Below are 16,149 nucleotides of genomic sequence, written 5' to 3'. Positions count from 1 at the left end.
CGCCGGCCGAGTTCACCGTGCGGCCCGGACACGAGCGGCACCTCTGGAGCGGAAGCGACGTTCTGGGCGAGGACGGCCGGCTGGAGTCCGCGTCGCCCGGTGCCCGAAGAATCCCTGATGCCGGCGGGGCGCATATGCTCCAGGTCGCATACTGGGAGGTGACCGACCGGGCCGCACGCAGGGGAGAGAGCCGATGAGCAGGGCAGCCGCCGAAGACCCCCTGCCGCCCCCGCCCGGCGGCGTGCTCTGGGGCCTCGCCGGTGACGTCCGCGCCCTGCTGATGCTGCCCGCGGCGCTCACCATGCAGGTGGCCCACCCCGCGGTCGGCGCGGGCGTCGACGAGCACTCCGTCTTCCGCACCGACCCCTGGGGCCGCGGTGAGCGGTCCCTGCGCTCGCTCCAGCTGTGGATCTACGGCGGCACGGAGGCGGCCGCCGAGGGCCGGCGGCTGCGCGAACTGCACCGCACCATCCAGGGCACCGATACCCACGGCCGCCGCTACCACGCGCTGAACCCGGCCTACTACTCGTGGGTCCATGCCACGGGCTTCCCCGTCTACCGGCACGCGGCCGGGTATCTGGTGCGCGAGCTCACCGAGGCCGAGGAGCGGCAGTTGTACGCGGAGTGGCTCCAGGTCGGCCGGATCCTCGGCATCCACGACCGGGACATGCCGCAGACGATCGAGGAGTTCTGGCCCTACTTCCGCAAGATGCTCGCCGACGAGATCGAGGCGACCGTCGTCGTGCGCGAACTCGTCGACGTCCACCAGCGGGTGCCGCCGCCGGACCGGGGACCTGCGCCGCTGCGGCTCGGCTTGCGGATCCTGTGGCCGCTGCTGCTGCCCCCGCTCGCCCGCTTCCGCCGCTTCATGACGATCGGGCTGATGCCGCCCGACGCCCGTGAGGCCATCGGCCTGGACTGGACGGACGAACAGGAGCGCGCACTGCGCCGGTTCGGCCGTGTCGTCCGTGCCGTGGTGCCCCTGCTCCCCGAGCGGCTGCGCTATCTGCCCCTTGCCCGCGAGGCGCGCCGAGCCCAGCGGCTCAGGTCAGACCGCCGCGCGCGATGACGTCCGCGTACCAGTGCGCGCTGCCCTTGAAGGTGCGCCGCTGGGTGGCGAAGTCGACGTGCACGATGCCGAACCGCTTGCTGTAGCCGTACGCCCACTCGAAGTTGTCCAGCAGCGACCACAGGAAGTAGCCCCGCACGTCGGCGCCGTCCTCGATCGCCCGGTGCACGGCCGCGAGGTGCGCGCGCAGGTAGGCCACCCGCTCCGGGTCCTTGACCTCGCCGGCAGGGTCGGCGTAGTCGTCGTAGGCGGCCCCGTTCTCGGTGATCACCAGCGGCACGCCCGGCAGGTCGTCGCGCAGCCGGGTCAGCAGTTCGTACAGGCCGTCCGCGTCCACGGGCCAGTCCATCGCGGTGCGCGGGCCGGGCGCCGGCAGGAAGCGCACATGTTCCTCGGCGCCCGCCCACGGCGACGGCGCGTCGGAGGAACCGGCGGCGACGACGGTGGGGGAGTAGTAGTTGATGCCCAGCGAGTCGATCGGCGCCGACGCCGCCTCCAGATCGCCGTCCGCGACGAACGACCAGTCGGTGACGGGCGCGGTGTCCCGGATCAGGTCCTCGGGGAGGCGGCCGTGGAAGACCGGGTCGAGGAAGATCCGGTTGCCGACGGCGTCGATCCGGCGCGCCGCGTCCAGGTCCGCTGCCGACTCGGAAAGGGGCCGTACCGCATGGAGGTTGAGCGTGAGCGACACCTCCGAGCGCGACGGCAGGTGTGAGCGCAGCACCTGCGCCGCCCAGCCGTGCGCCAGATTGAAGTGGTGTGCCGCGCGCAGTGAGGCGAGTGGGCTGGTGCGGCCCGGGGCGTGCACCCCGTTGCCGTAGCCGAGGAACGCGGCGCACCACGGCTCGTTGAGCGTTGTCCAGGTCGCCACCCGGTCACCGAGCGCCCCGGCCATGATCTCCGCGTATTCGGCGAAGCGTTGCGCCGTCTCGCGCTGCGGCCAGCCGCCCGCGTCCTCCAGCTCCTGCGGCAGGTCCCAGTGGTACAGCGTGGCCACCGGCCGGATGCCCGAGGCGAGCAACTCGTCGACGAGCCGCCGGTAGAAGTCCAGGCCCTTCTGCACGGCGGGGCCGCGGCCGGTGGGCTGCACCCGCGGCCAGGCGACCGAGAAGCGGTAGTCCGTGACGCCGAGCCGCCGCATCAGCGCGATGTCCTCGCTCATGCGGTGGTAGTGGTCGGCGGCGATCTCACCGGTGTCGCCGTTGCGGACCTTGCCGGGTACGCGACTGAACGTGTCCCAGATGGACGGGGTACGCCCGTCCTCGGCTGCCGCACCCTCGATCTGGTACGCCGCTGTGGCGGTGCCCCAGCGGAAACCCGCCGGGAACCGGAGCGTCGCCGTGGTGTCGGGGCGTGCGTCGAGCGCGGTCATCGGATCTCCTCCGTGGTTACTCCGCCTGTCAGGGCGGAGTGGGGTTGCCCTGGCGGAGCCAAGGGGAGAAACGGATTCCTGCGGAGCAGGGCAGGGAAAGTCGCATTGCCGCAAGGGCGGTTCGGCGTTCACGACCAACTACCCGGTGCGAGGGGGAGACGGAGGGTCAGCCCTTGACCGCGCCCTGCATGATGCCGCCGACGATCTGCCGCCCGAGCAGGCCGAAGACCAGCAGTACGGGGAGCGTGCCGAGCAGGGTGCCCGCCATGATCACGGACTGGTCGTGGACATAGCCGCCGCCGAGCTGGCGCAGCGCGACCTGCACGGTCGGCTCCTGCGAGGAGAGGGCGACGATGGGCCAGAAGAAGTCGTTCCAGGCGGCCATGAAGGTCAGCATGCCGAGCACGGCCATGCCGGGCCGGGCGACGGGCACCACGATCGACCAGAAGATCCTGGCCGTGGAGGCGCCGTCCACGCGTGCGGCCTCGATCAGCTCGTCCGGCAGGGACTGCACCAGATACTGGCGCATGAAGAACACGCCGAAGGCGGACACCAGGCCGGGCAGGATCACCGCCTGCAGCTGGTTCACCCACTGGAGTTCGGCGATCAGCATGAACAGCGGGATGACGCCCAGCTGCGGCGGGATCATCATGGTGCCGACCGTGACGGCGAGCAGCGCGCCCCGGCCGCGGAAGCGCAGCTTGGCGAAGGCGAATCCGGCGAGCGTGCAGCACAGGACGGTGCCGACGGTGATGGAACCGGACACGATGAAGGAGTTGAGCAGCGCCTTGCCGATGTCGGCCTCCTCCATCACCGCTTCGAAGTTGCGGATGAGGTGGGAGCCGGGCAGGAGTGTCGGCGGCACCTTGGCGAGGTCGGCGTTGGAGCGGCTGGCCGCCACGATCGTCCAGTAGAAGGGGAACGCGGAGACGAGGACGGCGGCGATCAGGATGACGTAGGCGAGCTTGCCGCCCTTCATGGTGCGGCCCGCGCGGGAGCGGCCGCGCCTGGCCGGGGCGGGCTTCAGGGGGGCCGGCTGCTTCGTCGGCGGGTCGGCGAGTGCGGTCATCGGCCGGCCTCCTTGCGGGAACGGCGGCGCGCGATCAGGGCGTTGACCCCGACCAGCACCAGGATCAGCAGGAACATCACCCAGGCGATGGCCGCGGCCCGGCCCAGGTGGAAGAAGCCCCAGCCCTGCTCGTACATGTACAGGCCGAGTGTCTGGTACTGGTGCGAGATGCCGCCGGAGATGGAGCCCTCGAACAGCAGCAGCTCACCGAAGAGCTGGGTGGCGCCGATGGTGGAGACGATCACGGTGAAGACGATGGTGGGCCGCAGGCCGGGTAGCGTGACATGGAAGAACTGTCGCCATCGGGAGGCGCCGTCCATCTCCGCCGCCTCGTACAGCTCGTTCGGGATGGACTGCATGCCCGCGAGGTAGATCAGCGCGTTGTAGCCCGTCCAGCGCCAGATGACGATGGCGGAGACGGCGATCTGCGAGGCGAAGGTCCCGTTCTGCCAGTCGACGGGACCGAACCCCACGAGCCCCAGCACATAGTTGATCAACCCGAAGTCGCGGCCGAACAGCTGGGCGAAGACGAGGGTGGCGGCCGCCACCGACGTGGCGTACGGCAGCAGCATCGCCGTGCGCAGGAACGTGCGCCCGCGCAGCCGGTAGTTGAGCAGATGCGCCAGGCCCAGCGCCATCACGAGCTGCGGGACCGTCGAAAGCACCCCGATCGTGAACGTGTTGCGCAGCGAGGTCCAGAAGAACTCGTCGCCCAGCAGCGCGGTGTAGTTGCCGAGGCCCCGCCACTCCATCTCGCCCGGGGTCTGCAGCTCCACCCGGTACAGCGACACGAAGGCCGTGTAGAGGAGCGGGAAGAGACCGAAGGCGGCGAAGAGCGTGAAGAACGGGGCGATGTAGGCGTACGGCGAGACCTTGCGCCAGGCGCGCCGCACGGCCGGCGGCCGGGCGGGCCCGAGAGGCCTCGCGGAAGCGGTGAGGGTCACGGTGCGGCCCTTCGAAGGGAGTCGGTAGGGGCGGGGCCTCCGGGCCGGTCCGGGGACGGGGGTGGACGACGGACCGGCCCGGAGGCTGCGGGTGTCAGCCGATGGTGTTGTCGACGCCCTTCTTCGCGTTCGACCACGCCTTCTCGGGAGAGGTGCCCTTGCGCTCGACCTCGCTCAGCGCGTTGGTGATCTGCTGGTTCACGTTCTGGTCGTGCACGCCGAGGACCTGGACCGGGGCTGCCTTCGCCGCGTCACCGAAGATCTGCCCGATGGGGGCGTTCGAGAAGTACGGGTCCTTCGCGTCGGCGACCTCGTCGATCGCGCCGGTCGCCGAAGGGAAGTTGCCCTGCTTGCGGAAGAGCTTGGCCTGCTGCTCGGGGGCGGTGAGCCACTCGATCAGCTCGTACGCCTCCTTCTTGTGCTGGGCGGCGCGCGGGATCGAGAGGTAGGAGCCGCCCCAGTTGCCGGCCCCGCCGGGCAGCGCTGCGATGTCCCACTTGCCCTCGCCGCCGGCACCGGCCTGGCCCTTGATGTACCCGAGCATCCAGGCGGGGCACGGGATGGTGGCGAAGGAACCGGCGGCGAAGGCCTGGTTCCACTGCGGGGACCACTGGTCGAGCTCGGCGCTCAGCCCGTCCTGAGCGGCCTCGACCGAGGTGTTCCAGGCGGCTTCGAGTGCGGGGTTGGTCTCCCAGATCAGCTTCCCCGACGCGTCGTAGTAACGCTCCCTCTCCTGGCCGATCATGATGGAGAACAGGCTGCCGACACTGTCCAGCCAGGCGCTCTTGGCCGGTGCCCCGGCCTTGTACTGCCGGCCGAGATCCAGATAGCCCTCCCACGTCGACCACTTCTTCGCGAGCTCCTCGCGGTCCGTGGGCAGTCCGGCCTGCTTCAGCAGGTCGGTGCGGTAGCACATGGCCTCCGGGCCCACGTCCGTGCCGAGCCCGAGCACCTGGCCGTCCTTGCCTGTCGCCGCCGCCCACTTGGCCTCGGCGAACCGGCTCTTGAGCTGGTCCGCGCCGTACGTCTTCAGGTCCTCGAACTTCTCCGCCTGCTGCTGGGTGACCGACGCGATCCGTCCCACCTCGATGCCCTGGACGTCGGCGAGGCCGCCGCCGCCGGCCAGGCGGGTCTGCAGCGACTTCCAGTAGTCGGCCTCGTCCTCGGTGTCCGTCTGCTTGATCGTGACGTTCGGGTGGAGTTTTTCGTACTCCGCGTAGAGCCCGGCCTCCTTGTAGCCGAAGGATCCGAACAGGTCGACGGTGAGCGTGACCTTCCCGCCCGCGCTGTCGGAAGCGTCGTCGGACGAACCTCCACAGGCGGCGAGCAGTGCCCCGGCGAGCGCGACCGCACCCAGTCGGACGGCTGCCCTCTTGGCGGCTCGGGCTATGGGCATGGGAAGTCTCCCTTGGCTTCGGGTGGAGCGAGAGCGCGCGGCTGTTGCGTGAGAGCGCTCTCAGGTGTGGCGACTGGAGCGTGCCCGCTCCGTGCTCCCTCCGTCAATAGTCGAAGGCATAACGGCTTGGACTCGGACCCAAGTCCCGTGTCTGTCCGGTGTATTGACACCCGCGTTTCAGGAGTTTTACGTTTCGGCCATCTGAGAGCGCTCTCGGTCCCCCTCTCCGTGATGACTTGAGGTGCCGTCCATGCCACCCCCACGCACCCGACCAGCCGCCGCGCTGGTCCTGGCCACCAGCCTGGCCGCCGTAGGACTGGGGCCCGCCGCCGCACCCGCGGCCGCCGCCACCGTCCCCGTAGGATCCGGCAGTTACTCCGACACCCGCCCCGCCGGCACGTCCGGCCCCACCACCAACACCGGCACACCGGTCACCCCCAAGGTCACCGCCGCCGCCTCCTCCCGGCCGGTCCCCACCAACGACTGGTGGTCCTCCCTCGCCTTCCAGCGCTACGGCGACAACCCGTACTCCACCCCGATGTACGGCCACCCCCTCACCTACCAGGCCACCTCCGGCGGCCTCGACGTCGGCTACCCGACCTCGCCCGCGATCGTCGGCGACGGCCGCCAGTACGAATTCGCCCACAAGCGCGACCTGACGATCGGCCTCGCCGGTCTCAACTCACCCGACACCAAGGCCGACGACTGGTCCGACTGGACCGTGACCCCCTACTGGTCCGACGGCGCCCGCACGCTGCGTACCACCATCGGACACGGCCTGCCCTTCGTGTACGCCAAGGGCACCGGAGCCAACGCGCAGATCACCACCGCCGGCGCGCCCACCGTCTTCGCCGACCAGGGCAACGTCCTCGGCATCACCGTCGCCGGACACCACTACGCCCTGTTCGCGCCCACCGGAAGCGACTGGAACCTCTCCGGGTCCACGATCAGCGCCGGCCTGGGCGGCAAGGACTACTTCTCCCTCGCCGTCCTGCCCTCCACCGGCGCTCTGGCGACGTACAGGAAATACGCCTACAGCTTCGTCAACGGATCGAAGGTCGCCTGGAACTACACCGGCGGCACCGTGAAGGCCACCTACAGCCTCACCACCGAGGCGAAGGAGGGCACCGAACGCGGCACCCTCCAGGCGCTGTACCGCCATCAGTGGCTGCACACCACCGACCCGCTCACCCCGCACACCTACGTCTCCCCGCGCGGCACCATGAAGGTCCGCGAGGCCGCGTCGTTCACGACGACCCAGAAGGCGTCAGCCGTGCTGCCCGCCCTGCCGAAGTCGAACGGTGTCGACGCCGCGCGGCTGCGCGGCTACCTGAACGACGTCGTGAACGCCTCCGACCCGCTCGAAGGCGCCACCGACACCTACTGGACCGGCAAGGCGCTCGGCCGCCTGGCCCAGCTCGTACCCGTCGCCGAGCAGATCGGCGAGAGCACCACCCGCGACCGGCTGCTCGGCCTGATCAGGGGCAGGCTCCAGGAGTGGTTCACGTCGGGCGGAGCGGCGGAGTTCTCGTACGACAGGAACTGGCGGACCCTGACCGGCTACCCGGCCTCCTACGGCAGCGACACCGAGCTCAACGACCACCACTTCCACTACGGCTACTACGTGTACGCGGCGGCCGTCGTCGCCCAGTACGACCAGGCGTGGGCCGCCGACTCCGCGTGGGGCGGCATGGTGAAGACCCTGGTGCGGGACACCGCCAACCCCAGCCGGACCGACACCGCCTTCCCCTTCCTGCGCGGCTTCGACGTGTACGCAGGACACAGCTGGGCCTCGGGCCACCAGGGGTTCGCCGCGGGCAACAACCAGGAGTCGTCGTCGGAGTCCACCAACCTCAGCGCCGCACTGGTGCTGTGGGGCTCGGCGACCGGCGACACCTCGCTGCGCGACCTCGGCACCTACCTGCTGACGACGGAGGCGGAGTCGATCGCGCAGTACTGGTTCGACGCCGACGAGCAGGTCTTCCCCGCTTCCTTCGGCCACGACACGGCCGGCATGGTGTGGGGCAGCGGTGCCGCGTACGCCACCTGGTGGACCGCGAATCCCGAGGAGATCCACGGGATCAACGTGCTGCCCGTGACCGGCGGTTCACTGCACCTCGGTGGCGAGAAGGCGGCGATCCGGCGCAACATCGCCGAGATGGAGCGCGAGAACGGCGGCCCGGCCGTCGAGTGGCGCGACATCCTGTGGGAGTTCCAGTCGCTCGCCGACCCCGCCACGGCCAAGGCAAAGTGGGACGCGGGCCACGCCGGATACACCCCGGAACAGGGCGAGTCGAAGGCGCACACGTACCACTGGATCGGCACCCTCGACACCCTCGGCGCGCCCGATGCCACCGTGACCGGCGACATCCCGACCTCGGCAGTCTTCACCAGGGACACGGTACGGACGTACACCGCGCACAACCACGGTGCGACGGCCCGCACGGTGACCTTCTCCGACGGCAGGACGCTCTCCGTGCCGGCCCGTTCCACCGCGACCGGTACCGGGACCGGCGGAGGCGATCCCGACCCCGACCCCCAGCCGCCGACGGGCAACACCTTCCAGCTGCGCAGCGGAGGTACCCTGACCACGGCGACCGGCGGCATGGCGGGCAGCGACACCATCGCCTCCGCGGACGGCGCCAACCACGACGGCACCCCGTACCGGCCGCTGGTCTACGAGGTCCGGGGGGTCAACGGCACGCTCAAGTCCGGTGCCTCGACCGCTTTCCGGCTCCCGGTGGACGCGGGCACCACGGTCGGCCTCGGTCAGCAGGCCCGGATCAGCTACGACCTCACCGGCGACGGCACCTTCGAACGCACCGAGACCTACCACTACTTCGCCACCGACCCGGTGACGGGCTGGGAGGAGTACGCACAGTCGCGCGGCCTCAAGGCGGCGACCGGCACGCTCGGCAACCTCGTCGGCGGCACCGTACGGCTGGAGGTGTGGAGCGCGATCGGCAACGGCACGTCCAGGCTCCAGACCGGAACGGACAAGTCCGTGCTGGTGATCCCCTTCGGCTGACAAGGCCGCGGGACGCGGCGGGCGCCGGAGGTCAGGCCGACGCCCGCCGCACCAGCGTGGTAGGGGTGATGACGGACGCGGGGGTGTCGCCGCCGCCGTCGTTCAACTGCCGCATCAGGAGCCGGACCATCAGCCGGCCCATGCCCTCGATGTCCTGGCGCACGGTGGTCAGCGCCGGCCGGGTCGTCGCGACGACGGACGCCATGTCGTCGAAACCGACGACCGCCACGTCCTGCGGCACCCGCACGCCCCGCTCGCGCAGCGTCCGCAGGGCGCCCGACGCCATCAGGTCGTTGGCGACGAACACGCCGTCCACGTCCGGGCGCCGCTCCAGCAGCTCGGCCATCGCGCGGGCGCCGCTGTCCTCGGTGAAGTCGCCCCGGCACAGCAGCCCGGGATCGGCGTCGACCAGCACGTCGCGGTAGCCGTCGACGCGGTCCTGTGCGGAGGTCTGGTCGCGGGGGCCCGCGAGGTGGGCGATGCTCGTGCGCCCGAGCGAGACCAGATGGCGCACGGCCTCGCGCGCCCCGCCGCGGTTGTCGCAGTCGACGTAGGGCACGCTCGGCGCGGAGCCGGTGACGGGACGGCCGCCGAAGACGGTGGGGATCCTGGCGCGACCGATGACGGCGGGCAGCTGGTCGTCGTTGTGGAGCGAGAAGGCGAGCGCGCCGTCGACATGGCCGCCGCCGAGGTAGCGCGCTATGCGGTCGTGGTCGCCGGGCCCCTCGACCCACAGCAGCACGAGCTGCGTGTCGTGCGCCGTCAGCTCGCGGCTGATGCCGCGGACCTGCTGCTCGAAGAACGGGTCGGAGAAGATCCGGAACTCCGGCTCGGCGATGATCACGGCAACGGCTCCGTTGCGCCGCGTGACCAGCGTACGGGCCGCGTGATTGGGCACGTAGCCCAGCTCCTCTACCGCTTGGCGCACCTTGTCGACCAGGGGGGCCCGTACTCCCGCGCCGCCGTTGACCACCCGGGAAGCCGTGGCCCGTGAGACCCCGGCGCGCGCGGCGACGGCTTCCAGCGTGGGACGGGACCCTGCGCTCTGCTCGGGCAAGGCGGGTGCTCCTCGTGTGTGCTCCGTCGGCTTCGAGCCCTGTACGCCGCACAGGATAACTCCTCGCCCGCATGCCTGAGAGCGCTCCCACCGAGTGGCCGTCCGTGCGGGCGCCGTGCCGCCCGCCCCGTCCCCCCGACGCTCGACGCCGCCACGCGGTGCGCCGGCGCCGGGTGCACCGCCCTGGCCGCCCGGCCCCGCCGACGGTGTACGCGGCCCGGGGCCGACCGGTCCCACCGACGATGGCGTCGGAACTCCGCGCCGGCAGGCGCCCGGCACGGCCGGCGCCTGCCGGCGTCATCGGCCTGGCCGAACGCGCCGGTGCCCCGCGGACCGTGGGCCGCGGGGCACCGAGCCGCCACCGTCAGTGGTCGTGGCCGTGCTCGTGCTCGTGGATCCTGTTCGTCTCCGCGATCTTCTTCCAGGACTTCGGCTGCGTCGGCCGGGCCGCGTCACCCTGAGCGATCCGCGCCCCGGCCGCCGCCGGGGCGGCCGGCTTCGCGGGCTCGTACAGCCACGTGTCGAACAGGGCGCCCAGCGGCCTGCCCGAGATCCGCTCCGCGTACCCGACGAAGTCGCCCACCTTCGCGTTGCCGTACGCACGCTCCGCCGGCCAGCCCTTGAGAATCGCGAAGAAGTCCTCGTCGCCGATCTCGTTCCGCAGCGCCTGCAGCGCCAGCGCGCCCCGGTCGTAGACGGCGATGTGGAACTGGTTGTCCGGGCCCGGGTCGCCCGGCTTCACCGTCCAGAACGGGTCCTCGGCCACCCGCGTCGCGTAGACGTGGTCCGCCAGCTCCTGCGCGGTGCCCTCGCCCTCCTTCTCGGACCACAGCCACTGGCTGTAGCGGGCGAAGCCCTCGTTGACCCAGATGTCCTTCCAGCCGTCCACCGAGACGCTGTCGCCGTACCACTGGTGCGCCATCTCGTGCACGACCACGGAGACGTTGGCGCCGTTCGCGAACTGCCGCGGGCTGTAGAACGGGCGGGTCTGCGTCTCCAGCGCGTAGCCGCTCTTCACGTTCGGCACGTAACCGCCGATCGCGTTGAAGGGGTAGGGGCCGAAGATCTCGGTCAGCCACTCGGTGACCTCGGCGGTCCGCTCGATGCTGGCCCGTGCGGCACCCGCGTTGTCGCCGAGGTCCTTGCTGTACGCGTTGAGGACCGGCAGCCCGTCCGCGGTCTTGTCGGTCGTGATGTCGAACTTGCCGACGGCGAGCGTCGCCAGGTACGACGCCTGCGGCTTGTTGGAGCGCCAGTTGAAACGTGTCCAGCCGAGCCGCGAACTCTGCGAGACGAGAACGCCGTTGCTGATGGCCTGGGTGCCATCCGGGACCGCGACCGAGACGTCGTACGTCGCCTTGTCCAGCGGATGGTCGTTGCTCGGGAACCACCACACCGCCGACTCAGGCTCCTGCGCGGCGACCCCGCCGTCCGGGGTGCGGTGCCAGGCGGTGTAGCCGCCGATGCTGAGCTCGGACGGCTTGCCCGCGTACCGGACGGTGACGGAGATCGGCCGGCCCTTCTCCAGCGGCGTCACCGGAGTGATCTCCAGCTCGTGGTCGCCGCTCGCCGTGAACGCCGCCTTCCTGCCGTTCACGCGCACCTCGTCGACGGACAGCCCGAAGTCGAGGTTGAAGCGGCTCAGGCGCTGCGTGGCGGTGGCGAGGATCGTCGCCGTTCCCTTCAGCAGGTCCGTCTGCGGCTGGTACGTGAGCCTCAGGTCGTAGTGGGAGACGTCGTAGCCGCCGTTCCCGGCTGCCGGGTAGTAGGGGTCGCCGATGCCCGGGGCCCCGCTCGACGTATTTACGGCCGATGCCGGGATCGCCAGCAAAAGTGTGGCCGCGAGCGCGCTCGGGACGATGAGTCTGCGGTGCACAGGAGCTCCAAGTCGTGGGGAGTAACGATCAGTTGGACTCTATGCACGGCCGGTGCCGCCGGTCAGGAGTGAAGCCCGGCCATTCATCCGATTGCCATCCGGTCGGCACAGGGCCGAACGATTGACAGTCCCGGGGGCGGCTCTCGCTACAGACCCACCACGGGGGCCAGTTGGGCTCGAAGGGTGCCGGCGTGGGGCTGCAGGGAGCCGTCGAAAGCGGCGGATCCGATGGTGAAGGCGTCTGCTCCGGCTGATGCGAGTGCCTGTATCTGGTCGGTGCTGGTGATGGAGCCGGCGACGACCAGGCGGCCGGTGGTGGCGGCGCGGGCGGCGCGGACCAGGTCGAGAGGGTCGGCATCGGCGGCGCGGTACGCGAGGAGGTCGACGCCGGCGCAGCCGGCGGCCTCCGCTCGTCGGCAGTCATCGGCGATGCGGTCCGGGTTGCCGGCGAGGCGGGTGGGGTGCCCCAGGGGTTCTCCGGGGAAGGGCAGGTAGCCGATGGATGTGCCGTGCAGGAAGTTGAGGGTCTCCTCGATCCAGGTGCCGCCCATCAGCCAGTCGACGCCGAGTTCGGTGGCCGTCCGTACTGAGGCAAGAGCGTGGTCCCGGTGGGTGCTGACGACTTCGAGGTAGGTGGTGGCGCCCATGTCCTTGATGCGGGTGTGGAGCTGGGCGAGGGTGTCGGGGCCAACGCCGATGTCCTTGAATCCGATGTGGGTGATGCCGAGGTCCTCGATGGTGTCGAGGACCTCAAGGCAGTCGGTGACGGTGCGGTCGTCGCGGGTGAGCATGAAGATGAAGTCCATGGTGTCCTTCGGTTTTCTGTGCCGGGGCTGATGTGAGTCGGTGGGTCAGGGGCGGTCCGGTGCCCCTGAAGACAGGCGGTCGGCGTGGGTCAGGGCGGCGAGCAGGCTGGTGTGGTCGGCCGTGCCGAGACCGGCGATGTCGAAGGCGGTGCCGTGGTCGACACTGGTGCGGACGAAGGGCAGGCCGATGGTGATGTTGACGCCGTGTTCGATCCCGAGGTACTTGACGGGGATGAGTCCCTGGTCGTGGTACTGGGCGACCACGGCGTCGAAGGCTCCGGCGCGGGCTCGCATGAAGACGGTGTCGGCGGGCCAGGGGCCGCTGGCCTGGATGCCTTCGCTCTGCGCGGTCTGGATGGCAGGGGTGATGATGTCCAGGTCCTCGCGGCCGAAAAGGCCGTTCTCGCCTGCGTGGGGGTTGAGGCCGGCGACGGCGATGCAGGGGGCGGGCAGGCCGCTGCGCTGGAGTGTGCGGTGGGTGAGGCGGATGATGTCGAGCACGCGGTTTGTGGTTATCGCGTCGATTGCGGTGCGGAGTGACTGGTGCACGGTGACCAGGACGATCCGCAGTTCGTCGGTGGCCATCATCATCGCGTAGTCCGTGGTGCTGGACAGGTCGGCGAGGATCTCGGTGTGCCCGGGGTACGGGACGCCGGACATGCGCAGTGCTTCCTTGTTGATCGGCGCGGTCACCAGAGCCCGTATCTCGTGGGCCATCGCGAGCTGGATACCGCGGCGGACGTACTGGAAGGACGCCGCTCCGGCTCGGGCGTCGAGTGTGCCCCAGGGCAGGTCTGCCGGAAGGCCGTTCTCGGCAAGGACGTCCACCGTGCCAGGTGCGAACTTCGCCTGGTCGACTGATGAGATGGGGCGGATTGCGAGGTGGGTGCCGGCGATCTTGTTGGCGCGGGCGAGGACGTCCATGTCGCCAATGACGACGACGGGCACGGTGCGCCGGGAATCGGCACAGGCTTTGAGGGTGATCTCGGGGCCGATTCCGCAGGGGTCGCCCATGGTGATGGCGATCGGGGTCATGCGTGCTCTCCTGGGTCGAGGCGATGTCGGATGAGGTGGCACAGGCGCAGGAGCATGGCGTCGTCGCCGAAGCCGCCTGCCTTGATCAGCACGGAAAGGGGGAGTCGGCCGATCAGAGATCCGCGGACGACGCCGGGTTCGGGTTCGTCGAGTAGGTCGATGCCGGTGGCGCCGAGGGGCTGGAGCACGGTGGTGGCCGTTTCTCCCCCGGTGATGACGAGTGCGTCGACCGTGTGGTCTTCGGTCAGTGCCTGGACGACTGCTGCCTGAGAGCGGGCGAGTGCTTGTGCGGTCTGTGGCGTGTGGCGTTCATCGGGTGTCTGCAGGGTGAGGATGGGGGCCGCCATGCCTCGCAGCGTCTCCACGGCCGGGGCCGGATCAACACTGACGGTGACACCCTGGACGTCCACCCTGGTGCGTAGCTTGGCCAACTGCCGTCGCGTCGCCGGGTTGGTGCTGCCGACCACGATCAGTGGACGTCGGGCTGAGGCTGGCAGTGACGCAGCGCTGCCCGTAGCGCGTGCACACCTTCGGGCCAGGGCGGCCGCCAGGCCTGGGGAGCCGACCCACAAGACTTCGTCAAGGCGCGGCACCGCTGCCACCAGACGGTCGAGGTCGCCGTCTTCGGCGGCGGAGTAGACGATCACGTCACCGTTCCCGATCAGTTTGGGCAGCTCGGCTGCCCGGTCTGGCTGGCCGAGAACGGCCTCCGGGAACAGCATGGCGAGGTCCGAACACCGCACGGGGTGTACCGGGTCGCGGGCATAGTCGCTCTCGTGGACCGGTACGCCCCGCACGTACTGGACCCCCTCCACCGTCACTCTGCCCTCCGCGGGGAAGGCCGGAGCGATGACGACGGCCCGCCTCCGCGATCCCGCCCACGCAGCCCGGACCTCTGCCGCGACATGACCGCGCAGGGTGGAATCCACCGTCTTGATGAGCAACTCGGAGCCAGCGAACAGGCGGGCCACCCGCCAAGTACGCAAAGCGGCGGCCTCCTCGTCCAGCACCCGGCTCCCAAGGTCAACCGCGCTCACGCCCACCGCGTGCCGCGGCACGCCTGCTGTGGTGGTGAGCAGGATCCGGGCGTCGTGACCTGCCTGGCGGAACGGCGCGGCACCGTCCCCTGCGCTGGTGAGGTCATCCGCCAGGATGGCGATACCCTGCCGCACGTCGTTGCGGAATGTCATGCCCCACCTCTCCGTTAGCCACCCTTTTCTGTGACCAGATCAATAGTCCTTCAGGTGAAAGAGCAGGACAAACGATTCATTCTCACAAGACCTGTGAGTAGAATTCACGCATGCGATGGTCGGCCCTTCCTCCTATGAATACGCTGCTGCCCTTCGAAGCGACCGTCCGGCACGCGAGCATGACCGCGGCGGCGCAGGAACTGCATGTCACGCACGGCGCGGTGAGCCGACAGGTCCAGAACCTGGAACGGTCCCTTGGAATATCACTGTTCGAGCGACAGACACGCGCCCTGCGCCCGACCCCGCAGGCCCGCCAGCTGGCGGCCATTGTCCGGGACGCGCTCGATCAGATCGATGCGGCAGCCCGGCAGATCTCACACCGCACACCCGCAGGACCGCTCACCCTCTCGTGTGAGCCCACACTCCTGATGCGATGGCTCATTCCCCGGCTCCCCGATCTGGCCCTGAACGTGCCGGACGTCGCCGTCCACCTGTCCGCAGCCGGCGGCCCTGTCTTCTTCGAGCGGGACAACATCGACCTTGCGATCCGCCGAGACGACTTCCCGTTCCCTGAAGAGGTGAGCCGGACCCGCCTGTTCGCAGAGCGGATCGGACCCGTCTGCCGGCCCGATCTCGCGACCCGCCTTACCGGCGCCGCCGGCGTATCGCAGGTAGCCCTTCTGCACACCGACACACGACCGCAGGCGTGGGACGACTGGCGACGCATCACCGGCATGAAAGCAGAGCCCGCCTCCCAGCAGACCCTGGAGCACTTCTACCTGACCCTCCAGGCCGCCGTGGCCGGCGTCGGGGTCGCAATCGCACCGTATGCCGTCGTCCGAGACGACCTAGAGCGAGGGCAACTCGTCGCGCCCTTCGGTTTCGTCCCCGACGGCACCAGCTACCACCTCCTCAGCCGTCAATCACCCGAGCAAGACGGACGCGTCCGCCAGCTGACGGCATGGCTGCGGGCCAAGACGAGCCAGCTCGAAAACGATTCCGAACCTGTGTGACCGCTGGGCTTATCCGGGTGCCTTTAACGAACCTGTCACGAGCCCAAACGCGGGTGATCTTTGACCGTTGGCTCGTCCCGGGTCTGCCCGGGTTCGGCATGATGCGGCCCATGGACGGCAGCCGGTCGGCATGGACGAGTTGGTGGAGCACTGGACGGTGCTCGATGATGAGCTGGCGCTCGTCGTGGGGAAGCGGGGTGGGACGCTTGACTTCGCGCTGATGTTGAAGTACTGGAGTAACGGCTCGGCGCAGGGGGGCGAGTGAGGCAGTGGCACTTCCCATGCTTCTCAAGC

General features: G+C 70.0%; 13 protein-coding genes. 4 read left to right on the top strand and 9 right to left on the bottom strand.

The genetic code is table 11. The features are described from left to right. The first annotated feature begins 193 nt into the window (after positions 1-193). A complete protein-coding gene (locus tag ACH5AF_RS13015) occupies positions 194-1,069 on the top strand; it encodes an oxygenase MpaB family protein (protein WP_398901669.1) in 876 nt (291 codons plus the stop codon). Here ACH5AF_RS13015 and ACH5AF_RS13010 read toward each other — a convergent pair. From ACH5AF_RS13010 to ACH5AF_RS12995, 4 genes are all read right to left on the bottom strand, one after another. Beyond that, a complete protein-coding gene (locus tag ACH5AF_RS13010) occupies positions 1,044-2,441 on the bottom strand; it encodes a GH1 family beta-glucosidase (protein WP_398901668.1) in 1,398 nt (465 codons plus the stop codon). The two genes, ACH5AF_RS13015 and ACH5AF_RS13010, sit on opposite strands and share 26 nt — an antisense overlap. Positions 2,442-2,607: 166 nt before the next feature. Continuing rightward, the gene (locus ACH5AF_RS13005) at positions 2,608-3,510 is read right to left on the bottom strand and encodes a carbohydrate ABC transporter permease (protein ID WP_398901667.1); all 903 of its coding nucleotides are present in this window, start codon (positions 3,508-3,510) and stop codon (positions 2,608-2,610) included. Further along, entirely contained in the window at positions 3,507-4,454 is a 948-nt protein-coding gene (locus tag ACH5AF_RS13000; protein ID WP_398901666.1) for a carbohydrate ABC transporter permease, read from the bottom strand. The genes ACH5AF_RS13005 and ACH5AF_RS13000 overlap by 4 nt, the downstream gene beginning before the upstream one ends. 94 nt (positions 4,455-4,548) lie before the next feature. Next, on the bottom strand, positions 4,549-5,850 hold the full coding sequence (locus ACH5AF_RS12995) for an extracellular solute-binding protein (protein ID WP_398901665.1): 1,302 nt from the start codon (positions 5,848-5,850) through the stop codon (positions 4,549-4,551). A 250-nt stretch (positions 5,851-6,100) separates the two neighbouring features. Between ACH5AF_RS12995 and ACH5AF_RS12990 the strand changes: the two genes are divergently transcribed. Further along, positions 6,101-8,878: a glycosyl hydrolase gene (locus ACH5AF_RS12990; RefSeq protein WP_398901664.1), complete on the top strand. Its 2,778-nt coding sequence runs from the start codon at positions 6,101-6,103 to the stop codon at positions 8,876-8,878. Between the two features lie 31 nt (positions 8,879-8,909). Here the strand turns inward: ACH5AF_RS12990 and ACH5AF_RS12985 are convergent, their stop codons facing one another. The 5 genes from ACH5AF_RS12985 to ACH5AF_RS12965 form a co-directional block, all read right to left on the bottom strand. Then, positions 8,910-9,935, bottom strand: a complete 1,026-nt coding sequence (locus tag ACH5AF_RS12985; protein WP_398901663.1) for a LacI family DNA-binding transcriptional regulator — start codon at positions 9,933-9,935, stop codon at positions 8,910-8,912. Between the two features lie 364 nt (positions 9,936-10,299). Further along, positions 10,300-11,811: a M1 family metallopeptidase gene (locus ACH5AF_RS12980; protein WP_398901662.1), complete on the bottom strand. Its 1,512-nt coding sequence runs from the start codon at positions 11,809-11,811 to the stop codon at positions 10,300-10,302. Positions 11,812-11,957: 146 nt separating this feature from the next. Then, on the bottom strand, positions 11,958-12,617 hold the full coding sequence (locus ACH5AF_RS12975) for a HisA/HisF-related TIM barrel protein (protein ID WP_398901661.1): 660 nt from the start codon (positions 12,615-12,617) through the stop codon (positions 11,958-11,960). 45 nt (positions 12,618-12,662) lie between these two features. Further along, positions 12,663-13,652: a 4-hydroxythreonine-4-phosphate dehydrogenase PdxA gene (gene pdxA, locus ACH5AF_RS12970; RefSeq protein WP_398901660.1), complete on the bottom strand. Its 990-nt coding sequence runs from the start codon at positions 13,650-13,652 to the stop codon at positions 12,663-12,665. Next, the gene (locus tag ACH5AF_RS12965) at positions 13,649-14,842 is read right to left on the bottom strand and encodes a four-carbon acid sugar kinase family protein (RefSeq protein WP_398901658.1); all 1,194 of its coding nucleotides are present in this window, start codon (positions 14,840-14,842) and stop codon (positions 13,649-13,651) included. The genes pdxA and ACH5AF_RS12965 overlap by 4 nt, the downstream gene beginning before the upstream one ends. Before the next feature lie 134 nt (positions 14,843-14,976). Between ACH5AF_RS12965 and ACH5AF_RS12960 the strand changes: the two genes are divergently transcribed. Together ACH5AF_RS12960 and ACH5AF_RS12955 are read left to right on the top strand one after the other, a co-directional pair. Then, a complete protein-coding gene (locus ACH5AF_RS12960) occupies positions 14,977-15,855 on the top strand; it encodes a LysR family transcriptional regulator (protein WP_398901656.1) in 879 nt (292 codons plus the stop codon). A 130-nt stretch (positions 15,856-15,985) separates the two neighbouring features. After that, positions 15,986-16,120: a hypothetical protein gene (locus tag ACH5AF_RS12955; protein WP_398901655.1), complete on the top strand. Its 135-nt coding sequence runs from the start codon at positions 15,986-15,988 to the stop codon at positions 16,118-16,120. Positions 16,121-16,149: the final 29 nt, after the last annotated feature.

The sequence above is a fragment of the Streptomyces sp. NPDC018833 genome (genome assembly GCF_044390825.1).
In the GTDB taxonomy this organism is placed as follows: domain Bacteria; phylum Actinomycetota; class Actinomycetes; order Streptomycetales; family Streptomycetaceae; genus Streptomyces.
Note: the sequence above shows the minus strand (reverse complement) of the source record. Positions and strands in the feature narration are given on the sequence as shown.